Origin of the sequence: Petropleomorpha daqingensis, assembly GCF_013408985.1 — a bacterium.
Classification (GTDB): domain Bacteria; phylum Actinomycetota; class Actinomycetes; order Mycobacteriales; family Geodermatophilaceae; genus Petropleomorpha; species Petropleomorpha daqingensis.
In genome coordinates this window covers 4,834,849-4,859,748 of sequence record NZ_JACBZT010000001.1, presented here as the reverse complement: position 1 = coordinate 4,859,748, position 24,900 = coordinate 4,834,849, and the positions used below count along the sequence as shown (strand labels likewise).

Genomic DNA, 24,900 nt, shown 5'->3' with positions numbered 1-24,900 from the left:
CGGTGCCGGTCCACCCCGACGTCGCCGCCCGGTTCCCCTTGCTCGACGGGCTGGTCTCGATGCGCGAGGCGTACTCCACGCCCGACGGGCTGGCGCAGATCCAGCGGTACGAGACCTGGGGGTCGGAGCCGCCCGAGGTGCCCACCCGGGATGACGCCGCGCCCGGGCCGCACGGCCCGGTGCCGGTGCGCATCTACGAGCCATCCGTCGACGGCGGATCGCGGCCCTGCCTGGTGTGGGCGCACGGCGGCGGCTTCGTCGGCGGCGACCTCGACATGCGCGAGGCCGACTGGACCGCCCGGGAGGTCTGCAGCCGGGCCGGCGCGGTCGTCGTCAGCGTCGACTACCGGCTCGCCGTCGACGGCGTGCACTACCCGGTGCCGCACGACGACGTGGTCGCCGCTGTCGCCTGGACCCGGGACAACGCAGCGGCCCTCGGCATCGACCCGGTCCGGATCTCGATCGGCGGCGCGAGTGCCGGCGGCAACCTGACCGCGGGCGCCGCGCTGAGGCTGCGCGACCGGGACGGCTGGGCGCCCGCCGCGCTGCTGCTGGCCTATCCGGCGCTGCACGCGGCGGTCCCCGCGCCGTCCTCGGCACTGGTGGCGAAGCTCGCCGAGCTGCCGCCGCTGTTCCGGCCGCAGGCCGGGGCGGGCCACCCGCTCTCGGAGAACTATCTCGGCGGGCCCCTGTCGACGGCGGACGGGTACGCGTTCCCGGCGAACGCCGTCCTCGAGGGGCTCGGCCCGACGGTCGTGATCAACGCCGAGTACGACGACCTGCGCGCCTCTGGCGAGGCGTTCACCGCGGCGCTCGCCCTCGCCGGGGTCGACGTCCGCCAGGTCACCGTGCCCGGTCTGCTGCACGGCTTCCTCAACCAGCCCGCCGAGCTCGAGCCGGTCGGCCGCTGCCTCGACCTGATGGCCGGCGTGGTCGCCGAGGCCGGCCGCCACCTCGCACCAGAGACGATCGGAGTCCGTTCGTGAGCGAACCAGAGCACCGCATCAAGCGCGGCGTCAGCTGCTACTCGTTCCAGGAGGAGGTCTTCCTCCGCACGCTGTCGCTCGAGGACTGCGTCCGGGTGTGCAGCGAGCTCGGCGCCTACGGGGTGGAGATCATCCCCGAGCAGTCGCTGCCCCATTTCACCGACCTGTCCGACGAGTTCGTCGCCACCTGGTTCGGCTGGATGGAGAAGTACGGGACGACGCCGACCGCCACGAACTCCTACCTCGACACGTGGCTCCACCGCGGTCGCTGGATGAGCCTCGAGGACCAGATCGCCTCCATCCGCACCGACATCGACGTGGCTGTCCGCCTCGGCTTCCCGATCGTCAAGGCCACGGTCAACACCTCGCCGGCGGTCATGGAGGGCGCCGCGCCCTACGCCGAGGAGAAGGGCGTCCAACTGCTCATCGAGGTGCACGCGCCGTTCCACTACGAGCACCCGTGGATCCTGCAGCACCTCGAGGTGATGCACCGGACGCAGTCGCCGGCGCTGGGCCTGATGCCCGACATGATGACCTTCGTCGAGCGGTTCCCGCGGGTGGTCAGCGAGCGGGCGCTGCGCGACGGGGCGAACCCGCAGATCGTCGACTACATCGTCAAGACCTACGACGACCACGGCGACACCCACGCCCTCATGGACATCACGAACTACATGGGCGGCGGCCCGCGCGAGTTCGAGCTGGCCCGGGTGGCCGCGCACTACATCTGGACGGACCCGCGGAAGATGCTCGACCACATGCCGCTCATCCGGCACATCCAGGCGAAGTTCTACGAGATGGTCGTCGACGAGACGGGCGCGGACGTCGAGTACTCGATCCCCTACGACCGGATCATCCCGATCCTGGTCGAGGGCGGGTTCGACGGCTACCTGTCGAGCGAGTACGAGGGCAACCGGCACATCCAGGACGCCTACCCGGTCGACAGCGTCGACCAGGTCCGCCGCCAGCACGCCATGTTCCGCAGGCTCCTCGGCGATCCCGTCGAGTCGACCCTCGTTCCCGCCTGAGGAGGCCCCGGTGTTCGACCAGTACATCGTCTGCGAGGAGAACTTCCGGACCCGCGACGACGGCCGCCCCGGCGGTGTCGTCGAGGTGCGGATGCCCTATTACCGCGGCCTGCGGCTGTCGATGGTCGAGGCCGTCGACCTGACCCTCGACGGGACGCCGATCCCTGCCGAGCGGACCACGTTCACCGTGCACGGCAACACCTACACGTTCGACCGGATGCCGGGCGTCGTCGACGACCGGTGGGAGTTCGGCGAGCGGGCGGAGCTGGCGTTCGAGACCGACGAGCCGCTCCCCGCAGGGGAGCACGAGGTCACCGTCGCCGTCCGGCTGCGGTTGTCCTACATGCCGGTGCCCGGCGGCGGCCGCGGCACGAAGACGCTCACTCTCGCCGCCGTCTGACCCGCCCCCGCCCACCAGAAGGGACCCCGCGATGCCGCGCCCGATCACCCTGTTCACCGGCCAGTGGGCCGACCTGCCCTTCGAGGAGGTCGCCCGGCTGGCGTCGTCCTGGGGCTACGACGGTCTGGAGATCGCCTGCTGGGGCGACCACCTCGACCCCAACCGCGGGGCGACTGACGACGCGTACCTGGACGAGAAGCGCGCCGTGCTCGACAAGTACGGGCTGAAGGTCTACGCGATCTCCAACCACCTCAAGGGTCAGGCGGTCTGCGACGACCCGATCGACGGCCGGCACCGCGACATCCTGCCCGACGAGATCTGGGGCGACGGCGACCCCGAGGGCGTGCGGCAGCGAGCGGCCGAGGAGATGAAGAACACCGCCCGCACCGCCGCCCGGCTCGGCGTGGACACGGTGGTCGGCTTCACCGGCTCGGCGATCTGGAAGTACGTGGCGATGTTCCCGCCGGTCGGCCAGGACGTGATCGACGCCGGCTACCAGGACTTCGCCGACCGGTGGAACCCGATCCTCGACGTGTTCGACGAGGTCGGCGTCCGGTTCGCGCACGAGGTGCACCCGAGCGAGATCGCCTACGACTACTGGACGACGCAGCGCACGCTGGAGGCGATCGGCCACCGCGAGGCATTCGGGCTGAACTGGGACCCGAGCCACTTCGTGTGGCAGGACCTGGACCCGGTCGCGTTCATCCTCGACTTCGCCGACCGGATCTACCACGTGGACTGCAAGGACGCGAAGAGGCAGGTCGGCAACGGCCGCAACGGCCGGCTCGGCTCGCACCTGGCGTGGGCCGACCCGCGGCGCGGCTGGGACTTCGTCTCCACCGGCCACGGCGACGTGCCCTGGGAGGCCTGCTTCCGCGCGCTGAACTCGATCGGCTACACAGGCCCCATCTCGGTCGAGTGGGAGGACGCCGGCATGGACCGGCTCGTCGGGGCTCCCGACGCGCTGGCCTTCGTCCGCTCGAAGCTGTTCGACAAGCCGGAGGCCGCCTTCGACGCCGCCTTCAGCACCCGCAGCGAGTGAGCGCGCAGCGCCCGGTCCTGCCCGGTTTCCACCCCGACCCGTCGATCTGCCGGGTCGGCAGCACCTACTACCTGGTGACCTCGAGCTTCGAGTACGCCCCGGGCGTGCCGATCTTCCGCTCGGGCGACCTGCGGTCGTGGGAGCAGATCGGAAGCGTGCTGGACCGGCCGTCGCAGCTCGACGTCTCGACGGCCGGCCCGTCGGGCGGGATCTTCGCGCCCACGCTGCGGCACCACGACGGCCGGTTCTGGATGATCACCACGAACTGGTCCGACGACGGCGGACAGCTGATCGTGCACGCCGACGACCCGGCCGGTCCGTGGTCGGAGACGGTACGGATCCCGGTCATGGGCATCGACCCCGACCTGGCCTGGGACGACGACGGCACCTGCCTCATGACGTGGACCAGCCCGGCCGAGGACGGCGTGCCGTCCGGCATCCGGTCGGCGCCGATCGACCCGTTGACCGGCGAGATCCTCGGCGAGACGCGCTGGCTGTGGGCCGGCACCGGCGGCAAGTTCCCGGAGGGCCCGCACCTCTACCGGATCGGCGAGTGGTGGTACCTGCTCATCGCCGAGGGCGGCACCGAGCGCGGGCACGCGGTCACGATCGCTCGCAGCCGGTCGGTGTCCGGCCCGTTCGAGGGCAACCCGGCCAACCCGGTCCTCACGCACCGGGGAACGGACCTGCCGGTGCAGAACACCGGGCACGCCGACCTGGTGCAGCGTCCCGACGGCAGCTGGGCGATCGTCTACCACGGCGTCCGCGCGCGGGGGTCGAGCCCGGAGTGGCACGTGCTCGGTCGCGAGACGTTCGCCGACGAGGTGAGCTGGGACGACGGCTGGCCGGTGCTCACCGCCCACCTCGAGCCCAACGCTGCGGCCGACGTCGCCGTCCGCGAGGAGCTCGCGGGGGAATCGCTGCCGTTCTCGTGGGTGGCCGCGTCCCGGTTCCCGGCCGAGATCGCCGTCCGCGAGGACGACGGCTGGCGGATCACCGCCAAGGACGGTGACCCCGTGTTCCTGGGCCGCCGCCAGGAGCACCTGTTCGCGCGGGTGCGGGCCCGGCTCGACGTGGACGGCGTCGGCGGTCTCTCGGTCCGCATCGATCCCCGGCACGCCGTCGACCTGGAGGTCTCCGGCGGCACCGTCCGCGCGGTGTGGGGGATCGGCGACGTCCGGCACGTCCTGGGCGAACGGGCGCTCGGCGCGGACGACGTCCTCGAACTGCGGTTGGAGCCGGCACCCGGCGGCGGTTGGGACCCCCGCGGACCCGACCGGATCGCGGCCGGCGTCGCCGACGGCACCGGCTTCACCGAGCTGGGCGCGGTCGACGGCCGCTATCTGTCGACGGAGGTGGCCGGCGGCATGACCGGCCGGTTGGTCGGCGTCGTCAGCGCGAGCGGCAGCGTGCTGGTCCGGTCGTTCGAGTACGTGGGTGCCGACGACCCCGAGGTGGAGGAGCTCACCCGATGACGACGAACGGACGACCCCTGCGCGTGGCGATGATCGGCCACGGGTTCATGGGTGCGGCGCACTCCCAGGCCTGGCGGACCGCGCCGCGGTTCTTCGACCTGCCCCGGCCGGTCGAGATGGCCGTGGTCACCGGGCGCAACGAGGAGACGACGCGCGCGGCCGCCGAGAAGTACGGCTGGGCCGAGACCGACACCGACTGGCGCCGGGTGGTCGAGCGCGACGACATCGACCTGGTCGACGTCGTCGCCCCCGGCAACGCCCACGCCGAGATCGCGATCGCTGCGCTCGAGGCCGGCAAGCACGTGCTCTGCGAGAAGCCGCTGGCCAACACCGTCGCCGAGGCGGAGGCCATGGCGAAGGCAGCGGCGGCGGCCGCCGAGCGCGGCGTGCTCGCCATGGTCGGGTTCACCTACCGCCGCGTGCCGGCCGTGACGCTCGCGTCGCAGCTGGTCGCCGACGGCGCGATCGGCGAGGTGCGCCAGGCGCGCGCGGTGTACCTCCAGGACTGGCTGTCCGACGCCGACGCCCCGCTGACCTGGCGGCTGGACAAGGAGCTGGCCGGCTCCGGCGCGCTCGGCGACCTCGGCGCGCACATCGTCGACGCCGTCCAGTTCGTGACGGGGGAGACGGTCACCTCGGTCAGCGGCACGCTGCGCACCTTCGTGACCGAGCGGCCGGTGATGGAGTCCTCCGTGGGCCTGTCCGGGACGGCGTCGTCGACGCAGCGCGGCCCGGTCACCGTGGACGACGCTGCGCTCTTCACCGGCACGCTCAGCGGGGGAGGGCTGGCCACGTTCGAGGCCACCCGCGTGGCTCCCGGGCGCAAGAACGCGCTGCGCTTCGAGATCAGCGGGACGACCGGCGCGGTCGCCTTCGACCTCGAGGAGCTCAACAGCCTCCAGTACTTCCGCTTCGAGGACGGGCCCACCGCCGGGTTCCGGCGCGTGATCGTCACCGAGCCCGACCACCCGTACGCCGGTGCCTGGTGGCCGGCGGGCCACATGCTCGGCTACGAGCACGGCTTCAGCCACCAGGTCGTCGACCTGGTCACCGCGATCGACGCCGGCGTGCAGCCTCGCCCTTCCTTCGAGGAGGGCCTGCACGTGCAGCGGGTGCTCGACGCGGTCGAGCGCAGCGCTGCGGCGAACGGCTGCTGGACCTCGCTCGACCGTGCCGGCGCCTGAGGAGGCCGCCCAAGCCGTCGCACATGCGCCGGCGGCGGCTCCGTCGGGCGGGCTGCCGCAGCGACCGGGCGTCGTTCTCGGGATCGCCTGCGCCGCGCAGTTCATCTGCGTGCTGGACACGTCGGTCGTCAACGTGGCCCTGGCGCCGATGCAGGAGAGCCTGGGGCTGTCGCCCACCGGCCTGCAGTGGGTGGTGAGCAGCTACACGCTCACCTTCGCCGGCTTCCTGCTGCTCGGCGGTCGCGTCGGCGACCTGTTCGGCCGCAAGCGCGCCTTCGTCGGCGGGCTGCTGGTCTTCGCCCTGTCCAGCCTGGCCGCCGGCCTCGCCCAGGAGGGCTGGCAGGTCGTCGTGGCCCGGTTCGCCCAGGGGCTCGGCGGCGCGGTGCTGGTGCCGACGACGTTGAGCCTGGTCACCACCGGGTTCCTCGAGCCTCGGGCGAGGGCCAAGGCGCTCAGCCTGCTCACCGCGGCGGCGGCGTCGGGGAGTGCGCTCGGCGGCGTCATCGGCGGGCTGCTCACCGGCCTGCTGAGCTGGCGCTGGGTGTTCTTCGTGAACGTGCCGCTGGCCGCCGTGCTCGTGGTCGCCGCGGTCTGGGCGCTGCCCGGGCGGCCGCCCGGCCACGTCCGCGGCCGGCTCGACCTGCCCGGCTCGATCTCGGTGACCGCCGGGACCGCGGCGCTGGTCGGCGCGGTGATCCTCGGCGAGGAGCGCGGCTGGCTGGCCGGCTCGACGCTGGCGGCGCTCGCGCTCGCGGTGGCGTCGTTCGCCGTCTTCGTGGTCGTGGAGCGGCACGCGGCCGATCCCGTCGTCCCGCTCGAGGTCTTCCGCGTCCGGCCGGTCACCGTCGCCAACGGGTTGTCCTTCCTGGTGAGCGGGGCGATGCCGGCGATGTTCTTCTTCCTGGCGCTGTACCTGCAGCGGGTGCTGGGCATGAACCCCCTGCAGGCCGGCCTGGCGCTGATCCCGGGGGCCCTCGGCATCGCCCTCGGGGCGCGCGGGGCCTCCCGCTGGATCGCGCGGCTCGGGCCGCGCGCGAGCTTCGCGGCCGGCACGCTGCTGGCTGCCGGCTCGCTGCTCTGGCTGTCGGGCATCGACGTCCAGGGCCGGTACGCGGTCGACGTGCTGGTCCCGCTGACGCTGGCGATGGTCGGCTTCGGGGCCGGCGGGCTGCCGCTGACCCTGACGGCCACCTCGGGCCTCGGCCCCGAGCGGGCCGGGCTGGCCTCCGGGCTGCTGAGCACGACGCGCCAGGTGGGCAGCGCGGTCAACTTCGCGGTGCTCGTCGCGATCGCCACCGCGTGGGCGGCGGGGCACGGTGGCTCGGACACGGCGGACGGGCTGACGCAGGGCTTCGGTGTCGGGTTCCTCGTGGCGGCCGGGCTGCTCGTCGTCGCGAGCGCCCTTGCCGTCCTGCTCCCGGGTCGGCGTCAGCTCGATCAGTCCGGCTGATGCCGGCCATCCAGCGGATGTGCTTGTGCGCCGAGCACGCCCGGACTACTTTTGCACGAAACCAGCAAAATTAACGAGGGAGGGCCCGTGACCTGGACGAAGTGGTCGTACATGGACCACTGGGTGACGGAGACGCCGCAGGGGCCGCAGCCCCCGTCGTTCAACCGCGCCTACATGGACCGGTACGTCAAGCAGCTGTCGGCGCTCGGCTTCACGGGCTTCGACACCTTCTTCTTCTACCTGCACCTGCTCGCCGGGATGTACGGCTCGGTGCCCGGCTTCGAGCGCTTCCTGCAGGACAACGGCTTCGAGAAGATCACCGGGATCTTCTCGGCCTATCCCTCTGCCACGAAGTGGACGGCGCCGCACGTGCGCGAGACGCACGACCGGATCGTCGCCGACTGCACCAACACGCTGCGGATGTGCGAGGGGCTGACCGGCGTCGAGAACTTCATCGTCATGCCGACGTCGACCTACTACCAGACCGAGCCGGTCACCGACGACACGATCAAGGTCGTCGCCGACCTGTGGAACCGGGTCGGCAGGCTGACCCTCGAGCACGGCATGAAGACGACGTGCCACTTCGAGTTCTGGGGCGCGATCCGCACCCGCGAGCAGCTCGACACGTTCTTCCGCTACACCGACCCCGAGTACGTCTACTTCTTCTGCGATACCGCGCAGCACACCATCGCCGGCGTCGACCCGATCCAGATGTTCCGCGACTACCGCGACCGCTGCACCGGGTTCCACTTCAAGGACACCAAGAACGTCGACCACCACGAGGCCTACCGGACCCCGCCGGACCCCGAGCTGATGGCGCCGCAGGTGACCCGCTGGTTCTACGAGATGGGGGAGGGCGGCCTCGTCGACTTCCCCGCCCTGATGAAGGAGATCGTGCGGTCGGGCTACGACGGCTGGCTGACCGTCGAGCACGACAAGGCCGAGCTGGGCGGCGGTAGCTACGCCGAGGCGACCGCCGTCGCCAAGTGGTACATCGACAACGTCCTGGCCGAGGCCCAGGCGGAGGCCGAAGCGGAGGTGGCCGCGCGATGAAGGACTCGCTGCGCTGGTCGTACGCGCTCAACCAGTGGAACCTGCGGCTCGACGCCTTCGTCCGGCACGAGGACCAGCAGCGGGCGCTGAAGACCGTCTCCGCCTGCGGCTTCGACCACATCGAGCTCGCCTCGGGCACCGGCCGCTGGGACAACATCAGCCGGCCCGAGGTCATCCTGCTCAACCACGGCTCGCACCAGGGCTTCCTCGACTTCCTGCGCACGGCGAAGGTCCAGGGCGTCTCCAGCATGTTCTGGGACCCGCAGGCCCCCGCCGAGGAGGAGGAGGGCTACGCGTTCCGGTCGACGGCGAACCCGGCCGACTCCGACGCGATCGTGGAGTGGGCGAAGCCGTTCGTCGACTTCGTCGCCGGCGTCGGGGCCGAGCAGCTCGTCGTCCGCCCGGTCGGCTCGGCCTGGATGAGCCCGCCGCTGGGCGAGGACGGCATCAAGCTCGTCGGCGAGGTGTGGAACCGGATCGGTGAGCTGACGTCGGCCGCAGGCATCGGGCTCGCCCTGCACTACGACTGCCTCGGTGCCGTGCACACGGCCGACGAGCTGCGCGGCCTGCTGTCCGCGACCGACCCGGCGACCGTCGGGTTCGCGCTGGACACCGCCGAGCTGACCGTCGGCGGCATCGACCCGGTGGCCTTCTACCGCGAGAACGCCGAGCGGGTCACCCACGTGCACCTCAAGGACACCCGCTACGCCGACACCGGCGAGGAGTACCGGATGCCGGGTGCCGAGGCGACGATGCTCAAGGGCGGCGCCGGGCGGCGGATCGAGCGCTGGTTCTTCGAGCTCGGCACCGAGGGCGGCCTGGTCGACGTCCCGGCCTTCGTGGCCGCCCTGCGCGAGAACGACTACCCGGGCTGGGTCGTGGTCGAGAGCGACCACGGCGGCAACCCGGCCGAGCTGGCCATGCTCAACAGCTGGTACCTGCAGCGCGTCCTAGGAGTGACCAAGTGAGCGAGCGGAAGATCAAGTGGTCCTACATGGACCACTGGCGCAGCAACGGCCCGTCCGGCCCGGTCGACCAGTGGCACTCGCACAAGACAATGTCGGCGTTCCTCAAGCAGGTCAAGGCCGTCGGGTTCGACGCGATCGACACCTTCGACTTCCGCATCTGGCAGATGTACGGCGATTACGGCGGCCCGGCCAAGTACCAGGAGATGGTGCAGGACCACGGGCTCGAGCGGATCGTGAACACGTTCCACGCGGCCGACTACGACCCCCGGAACTACGCGCCGCACATCCCGGAGACGCACGAGAACATCCTCGAGGACTTCCGGGTCACGATGGGCCGCTGGTCGGAGATCGAGCTGGACAACATCATCGTGATGCCGGCGACGCTCTACTACGACATGGAGCCGATCACCGAGGACAAGCTCAAGCACACCGCCGAGCTGTGGAACAAGGTCGGTGAGATCACCGCGGGCTACGGCGTGCGGCTGACCTGCCACCACGAGTTCTTCTGCGGCATCCAGAGCGAACCCGACATCGACACCTTCTACTCGTACACCGACCCGGAGGTCGTCTCGCTGTTCGTCGACACCGCGCAGCACTGCATCGCCGGTCTCGACCCGGTGGCGCTGTACAACCGGCACGCCCACCGGGTGAGCGGCTTCCACTTCAAGGACACGCACAACCGCGCGACCGGCGACGACCACCGGCACCGGCCGGACTCCGAGATCATGGCGCCGACCACCGGCAAGTGGTTCTACGAGATGGGCACCGACCAGGGCCTGGTCGACTTCCGGGCGACGATGACGGCGGTCCGCGACAACGGCTACACGGGGTGGATCTCCGTCGAGCACGACAAGGCCAACAAGGAGGGCGGCGACTACTCCGAGAGCACCGCGATCTCCCGCTGGTACGCCAAGAACGTCCTCGAGGAGATCTACCGGTGAGCATCCGTTGGGCCTACGCCATCAACCAGTGGAAGCCGCAGTTCGACGACTTCGTCCGCCGTGAGCAGCACGAGCGGGCGCTGAAGACGATCTCCATCGCGGGCTTCGAGGGCGTCGAGCTGACCGCCGGCACCGGCCGGTGGGAGCCGCTGGGCAACCCGCAGCAGCTGGCGGCCAACTTCGGCTCGGTGGCCGGCTTCGGGGAGTTCGTGCGGTCCTGCGCCCTGCAGGCCGTCTCGAGCTGGTTCTGGGACCCGCACGAGCGGTCGATGGAGCACCTGACCGGCCCGCTGTCGGGCGACGACCTCCCGGCGCTCGTCGAGCGGGCGCGCTGGTTCGCCGGCGCGCTGGCCGAGCTAGGCGGCTCGGTGCTGGTCGTCCCGGCTGCCCCGGCCGCCGGGGACGCCGAGCTGGACGACGCCGCGCTGGACCGGCTGGGCGCCACGTGGTCCGCGGTGGGAGAGGCCGTGCGGCAGGACGGCGTCCGGCTGGCCCTGCACATCGACTTCCTCTCCGCGCTGCGCCGTCCCGGCGCCCTGGACGCCCTGCTCGACCGCACGGACGTCGGGCTCGCGCTCGACACCGGTGAGCTGACCGTGGCCGGCATCGATCCGCTGGGCGTGATCGAGCGCCACGGCGACCGGATCGCGCACGTGCAGCTCAAGGACGCCCTCGCCGTCGACACCGACGAGGAGTACCTGCAGCCGGCCGCGCACTGGACCGTGCGGGTGCGCGGGGGAGCGCGCGAGGTGCCGCGCTGGTTCGCCGAGCCGGGGGCCGACGGCGGGCTGGTCGACGTCCCGGCCGTCGTCCGGGCGCTGCTGGGCACCGGCTACGACGGCTGGATCGTCGTGGAGAGCGAGCAGAGCCCGCACCCGGCGCAGAGCTGCCTGGTCAGCGGCTACCTGCTGCAGCGCGAGCTGCAGCCGCTGGTCGAGGGATCGGTCACCGTCGTCCCCTGACGGCGTGCGAGTGAGTTCTGCGATCTCGTGGCATTCCGGCACCGGATAGCCACGAGATCGCAGAACTCACGCGTCCGTCACGTGGCAGCCACCATCGAGATGCGTCTCAGGTACCGATCCCGCGGTCCTTTCCAGCACTGATGCGAATCTCGGCGGCACTCCGGCGAACGCCGGAGGCCCGCTGCTCGGCCCGTGCCAGGGCTTGTGCGGCTGGAGCTCAGGTGTGCTGCTTGATGTGCTGCCAGGCCGGTGGCGCGTGTGCTGCGAGTAGCTCATGTCGGACGAACCGCACTCGGACGACGACGTCGCGTCCGTCAGGAGACGGCTGCTGTGACCAGCTCGGCGATCCTCTTCTCCATCTCGGGCGTCCACGCGGTCAGGGCGAACCCGACCGGCCACATCTCGCCGTCGTCGAGGCGCGCCGAGTCCTGGAACTCCAGGGTCGAGTAGCGCTGGCCGAACTTGCCCGAGTTCTTGAGCGAGAGCACGACCTTGCCGTCGGCGTTCGCGTAGGCGGGCATGCCGTACCAGGTCTTGGCCGTGAGATCGGGCGCGGCGGCGGTCACCGTCACGTGGACGCGCTCGGCCAGGGCGCGGTCCTCGGGCGTCATCTTCGCGATGCTCTCGAGGAGCGCCTCCAGCCCGTCGGCCTTCTGCGCACCCTTCTTGCCTTCCGCGCGCAGTTCGGCGGCGCGCGCCTTCATCGCGGCCCGCTCGTCGGCGCTGAATCCCTGCTCGGTCATCGTCGGATGTCCTTTCGTCCTCGGTGGTCTGGGAGAACGCTAGGACGGACCCCACGGGGAGAGCTTCTCGATTCCTGACCGCTTCGACAGGAGGCCGGCCATGCAGGCAACGCTCAACTCGCTGACCGAGGCGGAGCTGCTGATCGCGCGCAGCACCGAGCCCGAGGCGCTCGCCGAGCTCGACGAGGACGCCCTGCTCGAGCTGCACGACCGGGTGCGCCGGGCCCGCAAGAAGTACCTCGGGCAGTACCGGCGCCGGGCCGCGGCCGCGGTCGAGGACGTCGGCGGCCGCGGTAAGGCCTACGCGCAGAACCAGCGGGCCCGCGACAAGGCCGAGGTGTTCGAGGACGCGTTGGCCCGGGTGAGCACGGCGGTGGCGAAGGCCGCGCGACGGTCGGCCGCGGCGCTCAAGACCGAACGCCTGGCCGCAGCCCGCACAGCCGTGCCTGCCCCGCGCTCCGCGCCCGAGCTCGCGGCCGTCGACACCTCCGCCGACCCCCGACCGCCGCGCAAGTCCAGCGGACGGGTCAAGCGCGACGCCTCGGACATCGCCGTCGGCCGGCGCAACCAGGCCCGCCGCGACAGCCGCTGACGCGGGGTCAGGCGGCCTGGAGCTCCGCGGCCGAGGCGATGGGGGAGCCGTCCCCGAGCCAGATCCGCAGCGCGGCCGGCCGGAGCAGGTTCTCGGCGGCCAGCAGGGCGGCACCCGTCGTCCCCTCGGTGTCACCCAGCGACGCGGGGCGGATGGTCAGGTTCTGGGTCGCCAGCTCGATGCCGGCGTCGAGCACGGCCTGCCGGAACTCCTCGAAGAACAGGCCGGCGCGCAGCACACCGCCACCGAGCACGAGCGTGCCGGGGTTGGCGAAGTTGACGACACCGGCGATCGTGGTGCCGGTCACCCGTGCCGACGTCGTGACCGCCGAGCGCACGATCTCGTCACCGGCCGCCGCCGCGGCGCCGACGTCCTCGGCGGTGAGGTGTCCCTGGGTGGCGAGCCGCTCGGCGAGGAACGGGACGTCGCCGGCCCGCGCCCGCTCGGTCAGCGTGCGCACCAGCGACCAGCCGCCGGCGAGCACCTCGAGACAACCGGTCTTGCCGCACCGGCACAGCGCATCCGGGTCGTCGGTGACGCGCACGTGGCCGATGTCGCCGGCCGCTCCGCTGTCGCCGCGGTGCAGCCGCCCGTCGGTCACCAGGCCGCTGCTGATCCCGGTGGCCACCTTCACGTAGAGCAGGTCCCGGCGCTCCTGCGGCTCCCCGCGCTCCCACTCTCCGAGCGCCCGGAGGTTGACCTCGTTGTCGACCCAGACGGGGGCCTCGTAGCGGGCGGCGAACCAGGACCGGACGTCGAAGCCGGCCCAACCCGGGATCGTCGGCGGCGTGACGACCCGGCCGGTGGCGTAGTCCGTCGGGCTCGGCAGCCCCACCCCGATGGCCCAGACCGGCGCCGGGCTCCCGAGCTTCTTGACCAGCCGGCGGAAGGACGCGTGGACGGCGGCCAGCACCTCCTCCGGCCCGTCCTGCACGTCGATGCGGCGGAACTCGCGGGCGAGGTCACGGCCCTCGAGGTCGGTGACGGCGGCGTGCAGCGACACCTCGCCGAGGGATGCCGCCAGGATCACCCCGGCCTCGGTGCGGAACCGGATGCTGCGCGACGGCCGGCCGCGCCGCTGCCCGGACGGCGCCGCCTCGACCTCGGCCAGCACGCCGAGCTCGACGCCCTCGCGCACCCGGTCGTTGACGACGGTGCGGCCCAGGCCGGTGATCGCCTCCAGCTCGGGGCGGGTGCTCGCGGTGCCCGCGCGGACGAGATCGACGATCTGCGCGAGCACGAGGATGTCCCGCGCGGACGGCGACGGCTGCACGATCGCTCCTCCATTGACTTATGCACGTTTCCTACATAATGATGCTTGCGGCGGACGACGCCAACCCTCATCCTCCCGAAGGGGGCCCCGTGCCCGGCATCGGACAGCGTCAGCTCGGCGGCGACGACAGGCTGCGCGCCCTCATCGTCACCGGTCACACCGACATCCACCACGACTGGCGGACGATGTCGCCGATGCTCGCGCTGCTCCTGCGCGACACGGGACGGTTCGACGTCCGCATCACCGAGGAGTTCCGCGGCGCCGGGCCCGAGACGCTGGAGCCCTACGACCTCGTCGTCCTCAACTACTTCGGCCGGTTCGAGCCGTGGGGGCACGCGCCCGAGCAGCGCTGGGGCACCCGCGCCGAGCAGGCGCTGTACGACTTCGTCGCCGCCGGCGGGGGAGTCGTCGTCTACCACGCGTCGCTGCAGATGGGCGCCGGCTGGGACGACGACTTCGAGCGCATGGCCGGCGGCGTGCTGCGCGAGCACTGCAGCCGCCGCGCGCCGATCCCCGACTTCCGGCTGCACGTGGTCGCCGACCACCCGATCACCGCCGGCATGCCCGAGTTCGTCCCGCACTACGACGACGACCTGTACGTGAACCTGCAGTGGGCGCCCGACGCCGACGTCGAGGTGCTGGTGCGCGGCTGGGACAACCCGCTGCGCTACACCCAGGTGCCCGATCAGTGGGACGCGCTGCCCGGGATGGGGGAGGAGCACCCCCTGGTCTGGACGAACCGCTACGGCGAGGGCCGGGTGTTCGCCACCGGGATCGGGCACGGCCCGGAGGCCGTCTCCCACTCCTCCTTCCAGGGTCTGTTCACCCGCGGCGCCGAGTGGGCGGCCACGGGCAAGGTCACCCTCGAGCTGCCCGAGGGGTTCGGCGAGCCCGCGCCCGAGGGCGACTGGTGGCCGACCACGTTGGAACCGATGGTCCGTTCGATGTACGAGCAGAGGAAGCAGGGAGAAACCGAGTGACGACGACGGAGACGAGTCTCGAGCAGCGGATCGACGCGCTGGAAGGGCGCCTGGCGGCCGCCGAGCTGGCCGCCACCCGCGCGCAGGACCGTGGCGACGTGGAGAACGTGTTCTCCCGCTACATGCACTACCACAACGCGTTCGAGGACGAGCGGATCATCGACGAGCTGTGGGTGGCCAAGGGCACCGAGGGCGTGCGCGCCCAGTACAACGACACCGGCGTCTACACCGACTGGGAGGCCGTCATGGCCTACCACCGGGGCCGGCCGCACCCGATCGGCAAGCTGATCCTGCACTACACGACGACGCCGGTGATCGAGGTCTCCGCCGACGGCACCACCGCCAAGGGGCTGTGGTTGATGGCCGGCATCGAGTCGGGCATCACCGACCCGGCCGAGGCCGAGAACATCCCGTCGATCTTCTTCGCGCCGCGCGAGGTCGACGGCCGCAAGGTCTGGGCGCACTGGGTGTGGTGCAAGTACGGCCTGGACTTCGTCAAGCAGGACGGGCAGTGGCGGATCCTGACCTTCCGCTGCTTCGAGGTCGCGCGGGCGCCGTTCGACGAGGACTGGATCTCCTTCGCCGCGCACGAGCGGGCCACGTACGAGAAGACGCTGGCCTACTTCGGGGAGGACGGGAAGCCGGTCTTCCTGCCGCCGGTGGACGGCCCCGGCGTCACGCCGCACCAGCCGTACGCGATCGACACCGCGCAGCAGCTGTTCCCCGAGCCCCCGCAGCCCTACAGCGAGTTCGAGGACACGTTCGCCTGACCCGCTGACCGCGAGCGCATCGCCCGCTCTTCTCCCGCATCACCGGCGCTCCGGCCCGGGCGATGCGTGAGAAGAGCGGGCTTTCGCGCTTTATCGCGATAAAGCGCGGCGTCAGCGGGGGGTGGCGGTCGGCGGCGGTCGACGTCAGGCGAGGACGACGTCGCGTCGCACCTGGACCCGGTTGCCGACGTACCGCTGCGGCGCGATCTGCATGTAGAGCAGCCGCAGCGTGAGGACGACCTCGACAGCGATCTGCTGGCCCGCCTCGGGCACCCGGTCGAGGGAGATCACGACGTCGGGGCGGTCGGCGAGGAACCAGAGGGTGTCCCACTGCTCGGGGAGCTCCTCGATGCGGTAGCTGCGGCCCTGGAGCTCGAACCGGAGCTGCTCGCGCGGGATCTCGACGCCGTCGACGGTCGCCGTCACGTCGTCCACCGCCGAGAGCCACAGGCTGCGGTACCAGGGCAGCTGGACGGACACGCTCAGGCCGTCGGGGTGCCGGTGGACGTCGGTCTCGCGGAACAGCGAGTTGTGCGTGGCCATGGGGCTCCTCAGCTGGTCGGGGTCGCGGTGACGGCCGATTCGATCGCTCGGCGCATCAGGCGGTGCTGGGCTGCCACGAGGGCGACCGGATCGGCCTCCCCCAGGTCGGCGAAGGCGTGCCCCTCCCACTCGCTGGACAGGTAGCCGGTGTAGCCCCCCTCGACGAACTGCCGGACGATCCGCGGCAGGTCCATCGCCGGCTCGTCGCCGTTCTCGTCGATGTCGAAGAACTTGGCGTGCACGTGGAAGGTGCGCGGCATGATGTCGAGCCACTCTTCCGGCGGCACCAGCCCGTGCATGTTGAACGCGAGCCGGGTGAAGGGGCCCAGCCGTGCCGGGTCGAAGTCGTGCGCGCGCAGGTGGTCCTCGAACTCGTCGTTGCGCTCGTGCATCGGGACCGGCTTGCGCCAGATCTCCTGCATGACGGCGAAGTGCTCCTCGGGCAGGCCCATCTGGGTCAGCGTGCGGAACAGAGTCGGCGACAGGCTGTGCATCGTGGAGCTGAAGTCGGCGGTGAAGCCGAGCCGGTCGGACCCCAGCTCCTCGTACATCTCGCGGATGGCGAGGATCTTCGGGTCGTTCGGGCCCGCGGGGGCGTGCAGCTCGTAGCCGAGACGCTGGTCGTACCGCTCGGCCAGCGGGAGCAGGCGGCGCAGCAGCTCCTTGCCCGCCGAGCGGATGACCACCCGGTGGAACCCGAGCCGGTGCGCGGTGCGCAGCTGCACGGCGAGGAATTCGTACTCCTCGTCCGGCGTCATGTCGCGGTCCTTGCGCCGCCCCATGTCGAGGTTCGTGCCGCAGGCGCTGGGCTCGAGCCCGAGCCGGTCGAGCGCGCCGTGCCACCAGCGGACGAACTCCTCGTCGACGTCCGGGTAGGTCCGCAGCATCTGCGCGATGTTGAACTCGACGCCCGGACCGAGTCCCTGCTCGGCGACCGTCTCCAGCAGGCTGTCGAAGGTGTACTGCCCGGCGGCCCACTCGGAGGTCAGCGAGTAGAGGGTCAGGCCGAGTTCGATCCCGGTGCCGGCGATGCCGGCCGTCTCGTCGGTCCCGTGCATGGTTCTTCCTCTCAGCGGGGGCGGCGGTCGAACCGGGACGGATCGCCGGCGTAGTAGGGCCACACCCGCCAGCGCGCCTCGCCGGTGCGCTCGGGCGGCCCGAGGGTGACCGTGCCGGTGGCGGCCCACTCGACGCCGCGGCACAGCAGGGTCATGAACGGGATCTTCCGGAAGGTGTCCCAGTCGTGGCCGATCGTGAGGGTGACGCACCGGCCCGCGCCCCACTCGTTGGCCCAGGCGAGGGGCTGGTCGGTGTTCATGCCGGGCAGCCCCTCGAGGCCCTCCGGCGGGATCTCGACCGGGGTGTGCGCCAGCGGCCAGCCGGCCCGCTGGTAGGTCTCGACGTCGTCGAAGACGGTCAGCAGCACCTGCGCGCCCGGGTCGAGTGCGGCGCCGGTGAGCAGGTCGTCGTTGACGACGTTCCACTCGGGGACGACGCCGTCGCTGATCGGGTGCCCGGCCCGGGTCCGGACGGTCACCTCGGCCTGTGGGCGCGGCCGCAGACCGAGGGTCCGGCTCATGGTCGCCCCGCGCATCCGGTCGAACTCGTCGGGCCAGCCCCACTCGGGCTCCTGGACGGCGGACCCGTGGAACCACAGCATCCCGCGGCCCTTGTCCCGGACGAACCGGAACAGGGCCGCGTTCGTGGTGTCACCGAAGCCCTCGGCGACCGAGACGTAGTCGTCGCGGCCCTCGTACATGACCAGGACGACGTCGAACCGGTCGAGCAACTCGTCGCCGACGCCGCGGAACTCCTCCAGGACGCGCACCCGGAACCGGCCGGTCGCCTCGAGCAACGTCGTCAGCAGCGTCGTGTGGTGCCGGAAGCTGCGGAACTCGTTGTCGTGCTCGACGGTGACCCGGCCGGTCGCCAGGAGGACGTCGATCTTGTCGCTCACGCCTCGGCGGCGATGGCCTTGATGCGCTGCACCGACTGCTCGGACGGCACGGTCGGGAAGTACTCGAGACCGATCGGGCCGTCGTAGCCCGAGGCGCGCAGCGTCGCCAGCTGGGCGGTCCAGTCGACCGAGCCGCTGCCCGGCTCCCCACGGCCGGGGGCGTCGGCCAGCTGGACGTACTTCACGGTGCCGGCCGCGTTCGCCAGCTCGGTCGCCGGGTCCTCGCCCTGGGCGATCGAGTGGTAGAAGTCGTAGAGGATGCCGAACGAGTCGTCGCCTATGGCACGGGCGACGGCGACGGCGTCCTCGGTGCGGTCGGTGAGCGCGCCCGGGTGGTCGACGCGCGAGTTGACCGGCTCGAGCACGAACTCGACGCCCGAGCCGCGGTGCCGCTCGACCGCCTCGCCGAACATGTCGATGATCACCTGGTGGTTGCGCTGCCGGTTCATCCCCGGGAAGCCGAGGCCGGAGGCGAGCACCACCCGGGGGCAGCCGAGCTGGTGGGCGTGCGTCACGGCGGTGTCGAGGCCCTCGTGGAAGGGGGCCAGGTCGGTGCCGGGGTAGGTGTAACCCATGCGCGGGCCCGCGAGCAGCGAGGTCAGCTGGACGCCGGTGTCGGCGAGCGCCTTGCCCAGCGCGTCGAGGTCCTTGTCGGTCGAGAACCACATCTCGACGGCGTCGAAGCCGGCCGCGGCGGCAGCGCGCACGCGCTCGTCGGGCTCGCCGGCTTCCTTGAACAAGAGCTCGATGTTGGGGGAGAGCTGGTACACGGGAACCCGGCCTTCGCGTCGACGTTCGGTGGCCCCGACAGCCTGTCACACATTACGTCGGAAACCAACGAAATCCTTCTCGTTCCGATAGGCTGGGCGGACGACGTCGGGGTCGCTCCTGCGAGGACGTACCCGTCGGTCCGGCGAGCCGCCGCGACCGCGCACCGGGCCGCGTCGAGATCCCTCCCCAGGATTCCCGTGTCCTCGTCCTCGCGCCCCCACCTCCGCCTGCTGTTCGTGTCGCTGGTGGTGGTCACCCTGCTCTCCGCCATGGACGCGACCATCGTCGCGACCGCGCTGCCCTCGATCGTGGCCGACCTGGGCGGCGAGCGGCAGATCGGCTGGGTGTTCGCCGCCTACACGCTCGCCATGACCGTCTCCATGCCGGTGTTCGGCCGGCTCGGCGACCTGCGCGGTCGCCGCACCCTCTACCTCGCGTCGATCGCGGCGTTCGTGCTGGCGTCGGTGCTGTGCGGCTTCGCCCTCGACCTCGGCCAGCTGATCGCGCTGCGCTTCGTGCAGGGCGTCGCGGGCGGCGGCCTGCTCGTGCTCGGCCAGGCCGTGGTCGCCGACGCCGTCCCGGCTCGCGAGCGGCCGCGGTTCCTCGCCCCGATCGCGTCGGTCTTCGCCATCGCCAGCGTCGTGTCGCCGCTGCTCGGCGGCGGGCTGACCGACACCGTCGGCTGGCGCTGGATCTTCTGGGTGAACGCGCCGATCGGCGCCTTCGCGCTGGCCCTGGCCGTCGTCTCGGTGCCCCGCCGGACCCCGGAGCGCACCGGCGAGCGCCTCGACGTCCCCGGTGCCGCCCTGCTGACGGTCTGGGTCACGGCCACGGTCCTCGTCGGGGCGTGGGGCGGGACCACGTTCCCGTGGACGTCGCCGGCGATCCTGGCCACCGCGGCGGTCGCGGTCGTCGTCTTCGCGCTGTTCGTGCGGCGCTCCCGCCGGCACCGCCACCCGATCGTGCCGCTGTCGATGTTCGGCAGCCGGACCGTCGTCGTCTGCAGCGCGCTCGGCATCGTGGTCGGGTTCGCCGTCTTCGGGATGGTGGGGTACCTGCCCGGCCTCATGCAGGCGGCCTACGGCCTGCCGGCCACCGTCGCCGGGACGGTGATCCTGCCGCTCGTCCTCGGCCTGCTGGCGGCCGGCCTGTGGTCGGGACGGCGGACGGCGCGCACCGGCACCTACCGCTGGTACCCCGTCGCCGGCTGCGCGGTCGCGGCCGCGGGCATGACCGGCCTGGCGCTCCTGCGCCCGTCGACCCCGCCGGTGCTGGTCGGCGTGTACGCCGGTCTGGTGGGGCTCGGGGTGGGCGCGTTCAACCAGGTCACCACGGTGGCGGTCCAGGACGTCGTCCCGTCGCGGATGGTCGGGACGGCGACCTCGGCCGTGGCGCTGATCCGGGAGCTCGGCGTCACCGTGGGTGCCGCGGCGCTGGGCGGCCTGCTGTCGGGCCGCCTGCTGGCCGGTCTCGGCCCGCGCGCGTCGCTCGCCCGCCTCTCGCCCGACCAGCTCCGGGCGCTGCCGGCCGGAACGCGGCACGCCTACGCCGCCGCCTACCTCTCCGCCTTCACCCCGCTCATGGCCGGTCTCGCGGTGCTCTTCGTCGCGGGCCTGGCCGTGGCCTGCTTCCTGCCCGACCGGCGCCTCGGCGCGGGCGTCCACGACGAGGATGGTGTGCTGACCGCGTGAACACCGAGCAGCTCTGGAACGGGTTCCGCTCGCCGCCCGACGAGGCCCGGCCGCGGGCCTGGTGGCACTGGATGGACGGCAACGTCGACCCGGCGGGGATCCGCCTGGACCTCGAGTGGCTGCACCGCGTCGGCGTGCGCGGTGTGCAGATGTTCAGCGGCGGCATGGGCACGCCGCTCGTCGTCCCCGAGTACGTGCACCAGGGCTCGCCCGCCTGGCGGGACGCCGTGCGGCTCGCCGCCGACTTGACGCGCCGGCTGGGGCTGGAATTCGCCGTCGCCACCTCGGCCGGCTGGAGCGCCGCCGGCGGCCCCTGGGTCGCACCGCGCGACGCCATGAAGAAGGTCGTCTGGTCGGCGACGGCGGTCGACGGCGGCCGGGCGGTGGAGCAACGCCTGGCGCCGCTGCCCGACGTCGCGGGGCCGTACCAGGACTGCCCGCGGTGGGGTGCCGACCCCGGCGAGCACCGGTACGCCCAGGACTGGCTCGTGGTGGCCGTGCCGGCGGAGCAGGTCCCGGCACCCCTGCGGCCGCGCTCGGTCACCACCTGCACCCCGGCCGGCGACTGGGGCTGCCTGCTCGACGGCGGGTTCGCCGAGACGCTGTCGCTGCCGCGGGATCCCGACGGGCCGTCGACGGCGTGGGTCGAGCAGCTCTTCGACGAGCCGGTGGAGGTCGGCGCGGTCACGGTCGGGCTGCCGGGGCCGAGCGGCTTCGCCGCCGCACCGCCGGCCTCGGCGGTGCTCGAGGCCAGCGACGACGGCGTCGAGTACCGGTTCGTGGCGAACGTCGACCCGGCCGGCTCGCTCTACCGGGCCGTCCCGGTGCGGACGGTGGCCTTCCCGCCGGTGACCGCGCGCCGGTTCCGGCTGGTGCTGACCGGCGAGAGCGCCGCGACCGCGCTGCCCCGGGTCGCCGAGGGGGTGCAGCTGCCGCCGATCCTGCGCCGGGTCTCGGAGTTCCTCGTGTCCGAGTTCGCGCTGTTCGATGGTGGACGCGTGCACCAGGCCGAGGTCAAGGCCGGCTTCGCCGCCGCCACCGACTACTACGCGCTCGACACCGACCCGGCCGCGGGGACCCGCGCGCTCGACCCGGCCCGGGTCGTCGACGTCACCCGGTTCGTCGGTGCGGACGGCGTGCTGCGCTGGGACGCCCCGGACGGGACCTGGTCCGTCCTCCGGTTCGGCGCGTCGCCGACCGGCCAGACCAACGCGCCCGCCCCGCCCGACGCGACCGGCCTCGAGGTCGACAAGCTCGACGCGGCGAAGGTCCGCGAGTACCTGTCCACCTACCTGGAGCTGTTCGAGGGCGTGGCGCTCGACGCCCTGCTCAGCGACAGCATCGAGGCCGGGCCGCAGAACCACACCGACCGGTTGCGCGAGCGGTTCGCCGACCTGCGCGGCTACGACCTCGCGCCGTGGCTGCCGGCCCTGGCGGGACTGGTGGTCGGGGACGCCCGGCGCACCGATGCGTTCCTGTGGGACTTCCGGCAGACGATCGCCGACCTGCTCGCCGGCGAGTACTACGGCACGCTCGCGCAGGAGGCGCACGACCGCGGGCTCGTCTACTACGCCGAGGCCCTGGAGGACCGCCGTCCGCAGCTCGGCAACGACCTGGCCATGCGCAGCCACGCCGACGTGCCCATGGGCGCGATGTGGCTGTTCGACCCCGGCACCGGCGAGCCGGCGTCCACCTACCTCGCCGACCTGAAGGGCGCCTCGTCGGTCGCGCACGTGCACGGCAAGCGGTTCACCGGCGCCGAGTCGATGACCGCCTTCCAGCGCCCGTGGAGCTACACCCCGAAACGGCTCAAGCACATCGCCGACCTCGAGCTCGCGCTCGGCGTGACCCGGTTCTGCATCCACACCTCGCCGCACCAGCCCACGCAGGTGCCGCCGCCCGGCATCGGGCTGGCGCCCTTCCTCGGCCAGACGTTCATCCGCACCGAGCCCTGGGCCGAGCTGGCCGGGCCGTGGATCGACTACCTCGCCCGTTGCTCGTGGCTGCTCAACCAGGGCGTGCCCGCGGTCGACGTCGCCGTGTTCATCGGCGAGGAAGGGCCGGTGACCGGCCTGTTCGGCGACGAGCCGGACCGCAGCGTCCCGGCCGGGTTCGACTTCGACTACGTCGACCTCGACGGGCTCGAGCGGCGGTTCACGGTGGTCGACGGCGCGCTCGCCGCGGGGGAGACGCGCTACAGGTTGCTCTACCTCGGCGGCAGCAGCGCGCGGATGACCGTGCGGGCGCTGCGGTGCCTCGCCGCCCTGGTCGCCGACGGCGCGACCGTCGTGGGCCGGCGTCCGGCCGGGTCGCCCTCGCTGGCGGACGACGAGGCCGAGCACGCCCGCCTCTGCGACGAGATCTGGTCCGCCGACGCCGTCCTGGACACCGATGACCTCGGCGCCGCCCTCGACCGGTCGGGGCTGCGGCCGTCGCTGGTCGTCGAGGGCGCCGACCTGCTCCGGATCGGCCGGCGGATCGACGGCGCCGAGCTCGTGTTCCTCGCCAACCCCTCGCCGGAGCCCGTGACCGTGAAGGTGGCGACGACGTGGGCCGAGAGCCCGGTCGTCTGGGACCCGGTCACCCTCCGGCGCGAGGCCCTCGACGGCGACCGGCTGGAGCTGCCGGCCCTCGGCTCGGTCTTCCTGCTCCCCGGGGGAACGGTCGACGAGCCCCGTGCCGCGGACGACGAGCTGGCCCTGGACGGCGGCTGGTCGCTGTCCCTGCCCGGTCGGCCCGCGGTGGACCTGCCCGGCGGCCCGCGCCCGTGGACCGAGCTCGGACCGGAGGCAGCGGGGTTCGCGGGTGTAGGCACTTATGCGACCGAGGTGGAGCTGGCCCACGCCGGAGTCGCGGTGCTGCGTCTCGGCGACGTCGGCGACCTCGCCCGCGTCCGCGTCAACGGCACCGACTGCGGCGTCGTCTGGACCGAACCGTGGCAGCTCGACGTGACCGCCGCGCTGCGACCCGGCCCCAACAGGATCGAGGTCGAGGTCGCCAACGCCTGGATGAACCGGCTGATCGCCGAGGCGGACGCCCCCACCGGCGAGATCTTCGCGCCGGTGGCCGCGGTGTACGCCCCGGACGCCCCGATGCAGGAGTGCGGCCTGCGCGGCCCCGTCGTCCTCCGGTTCGGCTAAGCCGCCCGGTCCACGCGTTCGGCAGCCCGGACGGCGACCTGCCGCAGCCACCGGTGCGCCGGGTCGCGCTCGTGCATCGGATGCCACCAGAGCGCCTCGACCAGCATGCCGAGCTCGAACGGGATCTCGGCCACCGCGACGGCGCTCTGCGACGACGCGAGACGGGCGACCCGCTCCGGCATCAGGCCGATCCGGTCGGTGCCCCTGACCAGGTGCGGGATGGCGAGGAAGTCCTCGGTGGAGATCTCCGCGCGCGGCTCGACGCCGGACGCCTGCAACCGGTGCAGCGCGGACAGCGCCGGCATCCGGGGGTGGTAGGGGAGCACCCACGGGCGCGCGGCGAGGTCGGCGGGATCGAGCCGCCGTGAACCGTCGGCGGAGACCACGCACACCCAGTGGTCGCGGTACAGGTCGAGGCTCGGGACGTCGGAGAGGATCCCCTGCGGGAGCACCAGCGCGTCGACGGTGCGCAGCTCCTCGTGCGCCTGCACCACCATCCGCGCCGTGCTGTGCACGAACCGCAGGCGCACGCCCGGGGCCTCCGCCTGCACCAGGTCCGCCAGTTCCCGCCCGAAGATCGGCAGCTGGGCATCGGACACCACGATCGCGAACTCGTGGTCGGCATCCCCGGGCTCGAAGTCGGGGCGGGTGTCGAACACGCGGTCGGTCCACGCCAGGGCCTGGCCGGTCGACTCGAGGAGGCGCTCGGCGAGCGGGGTGAGCGTGTAGCTGTTCCCGATCCGCGACAGCAGCTCGTCCCCGTAGTGCCGCCGCAGCCGGGCCAGCGCCGTGCTCAGCGTCGGCTGGCTCAACCCGAGCCGGACGGCGGCCCGGCTCACGCTCCGCTCCTGCAACAGGGCGTCCAGCGAGATCAGCAGGTTCAGATCCAGCCCCACGCGACCGCCCTCCGGTTATTGGCAATGCCGATGGGCAGGATAGGCAATCTCAGCTTCC

At 72.3% G+C, this 24,900-nt stretch carries 23 protein-coding genes; 16 read left to right on the top strand and 7 right to left on the bottom strand.

Annotated elements, in window-relative coordinates:
• Positions 1-2 precede the first annotated feature (2 nt).
• The 11 genes from GGQ55_RS23960 (at position 3) to GGQ55_RS23910 (ending at position 11,486) form a co-directional block, all read left to right on the top strand.
• Complete coding sequence (locus GGQ55_RS23960) at positions 3-986, top strand: alpha/beta hydrolase (RefSeq protein WP_179721118.1); 984 nt, start codon at positions 3-5, stop codon at positions 984-986.
• A complete protein-coding gene (locus GGQ55_RS23955; protein WP_179721116.1) occupies positions 983-2,011 on the top strand; it encodes a sugar phosphate isomerase/epimerase family protein in 1,029 nt (342 codons plus the stop codon). Before GGQ55_RS23960 ends, GGQ55_RS23955 begins: the two co-directional genes overlap by 4 nt.
• A 10-nt stretch (positions 2,012-2,021) precedes the next feature.
• Complete coding sequence (locus GGQ55_RS23950; protein WP_179721114.1) at positions 2,022-2,411, top strand: C-glycoside deglycosidase beta subunit domain-containing protein; 390 nt, start codon at positions 2,022-2,024, stop codon at positions 2,409-2,411.
• A gap of 31 nt (positions 2,412-2,442) precedes the next feature.
• Positions 2,443-3,453 carry a sugar phosphate isomerase/epimerase family protein gene (locus GGQ55_RS23945; protein ID WP_179721112.1) on the top strand — a complete coding sequence of 337 codons (1,011 nt, stop codon included), beginning with the start codon at positions 2,443-2,445 and terminating at the stop codon, positions 3,451-3,453.
• Positions 3,450-4,928 (top strand): glycoside hydrolase family 43 protein, encoded by a 1,479-nt coding sequence (locus GGQ55_RS23940; protein ID WP_179721110.1) that lies wholly within the window; start codon positions 3,450-3,452, stop codon positions 4,926-4,928. Before GGQ55_RS23945 ends, GGQ55_RS23940 begins: the two co-directional genes overlap by 4 nt.
• Positions 4,925-6,112, top strand: coding sequence for a Gfo/Idh/MocA family protein (locus GGQ55_RS23935; protein WP_218859419.1), 1,188 nt, complete (start codon positions 4,925-4,927; stop codon positions 6,110-6,112). Before GGQ55_RS23940 ends, GGQ55_RS23935 begins: the two co-directional genes overlap by 4 nt.
• Positions 6,099-7,562 carry an MFS transporter gene (locus GGQ55_RS23930; RefSeq protein ID WP_366490128.1) on the top strand — a complete coding sequence of 488 codons (1,464 nt, stop codon included), beginning with the start codon at positions 6,099-6,101 and terminating at the stop codon, positions 7,560-7,562. The genes GGQ55_RS23935 and GGQ55_RS23930 overlap by 14 nt, the downstream gene beginning before the upstream one ends.
• Positions 7,563-7,649: 87 nt before the next feature.
• A complete protein-coding gene (locus GGQ55_RS23925; protein WP_218859418.1) occupies positions 7,650-8,615 on the top strand; it encodes a sugar phosphate isomerase/epimerase family protein in 966 nt (321 codons plus the stop codon).
• Complete coding sequence (locus GGQ55_RS23920; protein WP_179721108.1) at positions 8,612-9,583, top strand: sugar phosphate isomerase/epimerase family protein; 972 nt, start codon at positions 8,612-8,614, stop codon at positions 9,581-9,583. Before GGQ55_RS23925 ends, GGQ55_RS23920 begins: the two co-directional genes overlap by 4 nt.
• Entirely contained in the window at positions 9,580-10,524 is a 945-nt protein-coding gene (locus GGQ55_RS23915; protein WP_366490126.1) for a sugar phosphate isomerase/epimerase family protein, read from the top strand. Before GGQ55_RS23920 ends, GGQ55_RS23915 begins: the two co-directional genes overlap by 4 nt.
• Positions 10,521-11,486, top strand: coding sequence for a sugar phosphate isomerase/epimerase family protein (locus tag GGQ55_RS23910; RefSeq protein WP_179721106.1), 966 nt, complete (start codon positions 10,521-10,523; stop codon positions 11,484-11,486). The genes GGQ55_RS23915 and GGQ55_RS23910 overlap by 4 nt, the downstream gene beginning before the upstream one ends.
• Before the next feature lie 314 nt (positions 11,487-11,800).
• On the opposite strand, the gene GGQ55_RS23905 is transcribed toward GGQ55_RS23910, so the two are convergent.
• Positions 11,801-12,229, bottom strand: a complete 429-nt coding sequence (locus GGQ55_RS23905; RefSeq protein WP_179721104.1) for an iron chaperone — start codon at positions 12,227-12,229, stop codon at positions 11,801-11,803.
• 100 nt (positions 12,230-12,329) lie between these two features.
• Between GGQ55_RS23905 and GGQ55_RS23900 the strand changes: the two genes are divergently transcribed.
• Complete coding sequence (locus GGQ55_RS23900) at positions 12,330-12,821, top strand: hypothetical protein (protein ID WP_179721102.1); 492 nt, start codon at positions 12,330-12,332, stop codon at positions 12,819-12,821.
• Between the two features lie 7 nt (positions 12,822-12,828).
• Here the strand turns inward: GGQ55_RS23900 and GGQ55_RS23895 are convergent, their stop codons facing one another.
• Entirely contained in the window at positions 12,829-14,094 is a 1,266-nt protein-coding gene (locus tag GGQ55_RS23895) for an ROK family protein (RefSeq protein ID WP_179721099.1), read from the bottom strand.
• Positions 14,095-14,183: 89 nt separating this feature from the next.
• On the opposite strand from GGQ55_RS23895, the gene GGQ55_RS23890 reads away from it, so the two are divergent.
• Both GGQ55_RS23890 and GGQ55_RS23885 read left to right on the top strand, forming a co-directional pair.
• Positions 14,184-15,074, top strand: a complete 891-nt coding sequence (locus tag GGQ55_RS23890; protein WP_179721097.1) for a ThuA domain-containing protein — start codon at positions 14,184-14,186, stop codon at positions 15,072-15,074.
• Positions 15,071-15,844 (top strand): nuclear transport factor 2 family protein, encoded by a 774-nt coding sequence (locus GGQ55_RS23885; protein WP_179721095.1) that lies wholly within the window; start codon positions 15,071-15,073, stop codon positions 15,842-15,844. Before GGQ55_RS23890 ends, GGQ55_RS23885 begins: the two co-directional genes overlap by 4 nt.
• A gap of 144 nt (positions 15,845-15,988) precedes the next feature.
• Here the strand turns inward: GGQ55_RS23885 and GGQ55_RS23880 are convergent, their stop codons facing one another.
• From GGQ55_RS23880 to GGQ55_RS23865, 4 genes are read right to left on the bottom strand one after another with little or no spacing between them, the layout of a single operon-like run.
• Positions 15,989-16,387 (bottom strand): C-glycoside deglycosidase beta subunit domain-containing protein, encoded by a 399-nt coding sequence (locus GGQ55_RS23880; protein ID WP_179721093.1) that lies wholly within the window; start codon positions 16,385-16,387, stop codon positions 15,989-15,991.
• Between the two features lie 8 nt (positions 16,388-16,395).
• Positions 16,396-17,445, bottom strand: a complete 1,050-nt coding sequence (locus GGQ55_RS23875) for a sugar phosphate isomerase/epimerase family protein (RefSeq protein WP_179721091.1) — start codon at positions 17,443-17,445, stop codon at positions 16,396-16,398.
• An 11-nt stretch (positions 17,446-17,456) separates the two neighbouring features.
• On the bottom strand, positions 17,457-18,344 hold the full coding sequence (locus tag GGQ55_RS23870) for a ThuA domain-containing protein (protein ID WP_179721089.1): 888 nt from the start codon (positions 18,342-18,344) through the stop codon (positions 17,457-17,459).
• Positions 18,341-19,114, bottom strand: a complete 774-nt coding sequence (locus GGQ55_RS23865) for a TIM barrel protein (protein ID WP_179721087.1) — start codon at positions 19,112-19,114, stop codon at positions 18,341-18,343. The genes GGQ55_RS23870 and GGQ55_RS23865 overlap by 4 nt, the downstream gene beginning before the upstream one ends.
• Positions 19,115-19,312: 198 nt before the next feature.
• On the opposite strand from GGQ55_RS23865, the gene GGQ55_RS23860 reads away from it, so the two are divergent.
• Together GGQ55_RS23860 and GGQ55_RS23855 are read left to right on the top strand one after the other, a co-directional pair.
• Positions 19,313-20,806, top strand: a complete 1,494-nt coding sequence (locus GGQ55_RS23860; protein WP_179721085.1) for an MFS transporter — start codon at positions 19,313-19,315, stop codon at positions 20,804-20,806.
• Positions 20,803-23,946: a glycosyl hydrolase gene (locus GGQ55_RS23855; protein ID WP_179721083.1), complete on the top strand. Its 3,144-nt coding sequence runs from the start codon at positions 20,803-20,805 to the stop codon at positions 23,944-23,946. Before GGQ55_RS23860 ends, GGQ55_RS23855 begins: the two co-directional genes overlap by 4 nt.
• Here GGQ55_RS23855 and GGQ55_RS23850 read toward each other — a convergent pair.
• Positions 23,943-24,842 (bottom strand): LysR family transcriptional regulator, encoded by a 900-nt coding sequence (locus tag GGQ55_RS23850; RefSeq protein ID WP_179721081.1) that lies wholly within the window; start codon positions 24,840-24,842, stop codon positions 23,943-23,945. The two genes, GGQ55_RS23855 and GGQ55_RS23850, sit on opposite strands and share 4 nt — an antisense overlap.
• Between the last annotated feature and the right edge of the window lie 58 nt (positions 24,843-24,900).

Coding starts and splice junctions, on each gene's coding strand:
- GGQ55_RS23945 (WP_179721112.1), top strand. CDS start 2,443: ATGCCGCGCCCGATCACCCTGTTCACCGGCCAGTGGGCCGACCTGCCC.
- GGQ55_RS23935 (WP_218859419.1), top strand. CDS start 4,925: ATGACGACGAACGGACGACCCCTGCGCGTGGCGATGATCGGCCACGGG.
- GGQ55_RS23920 (WP_179721108.1), top strand. CDS start 8,612: ATGAAGGACTCGCTGCGCTGGTCGTACGCGCTCAACCAGTGGAACCTG.
- GGQ55_RS23905 (WP_179721104.1), bottom strand. CDS start 12,229: ATGACCGAGCAGGGATTCAGCGCCGACGAGCGGGCCGCGATGAAGGCG.
- GGQ55_RS23900 (WP_179721102.1), top strand. CDS start 12,330: ATGCAGGCAACGCTCAACTCGCTGACCGAGGCGGAGCTGCTGATCGCG.
- GGQ55_RS23880 (WP_179721093.1), bottom strand. CDS start 16,387: ATGGCCACGCACAACTCGCTGTTCCGCGAGACCGACGTCCACCGGCAC.
- GGQ55_RS23875 (WP_179721091.1), bottom strand. CDS start 17,445: ATGCACGGGACCGACGAGACGGCCGGCATCGCCGGCACCGGGATCGAA.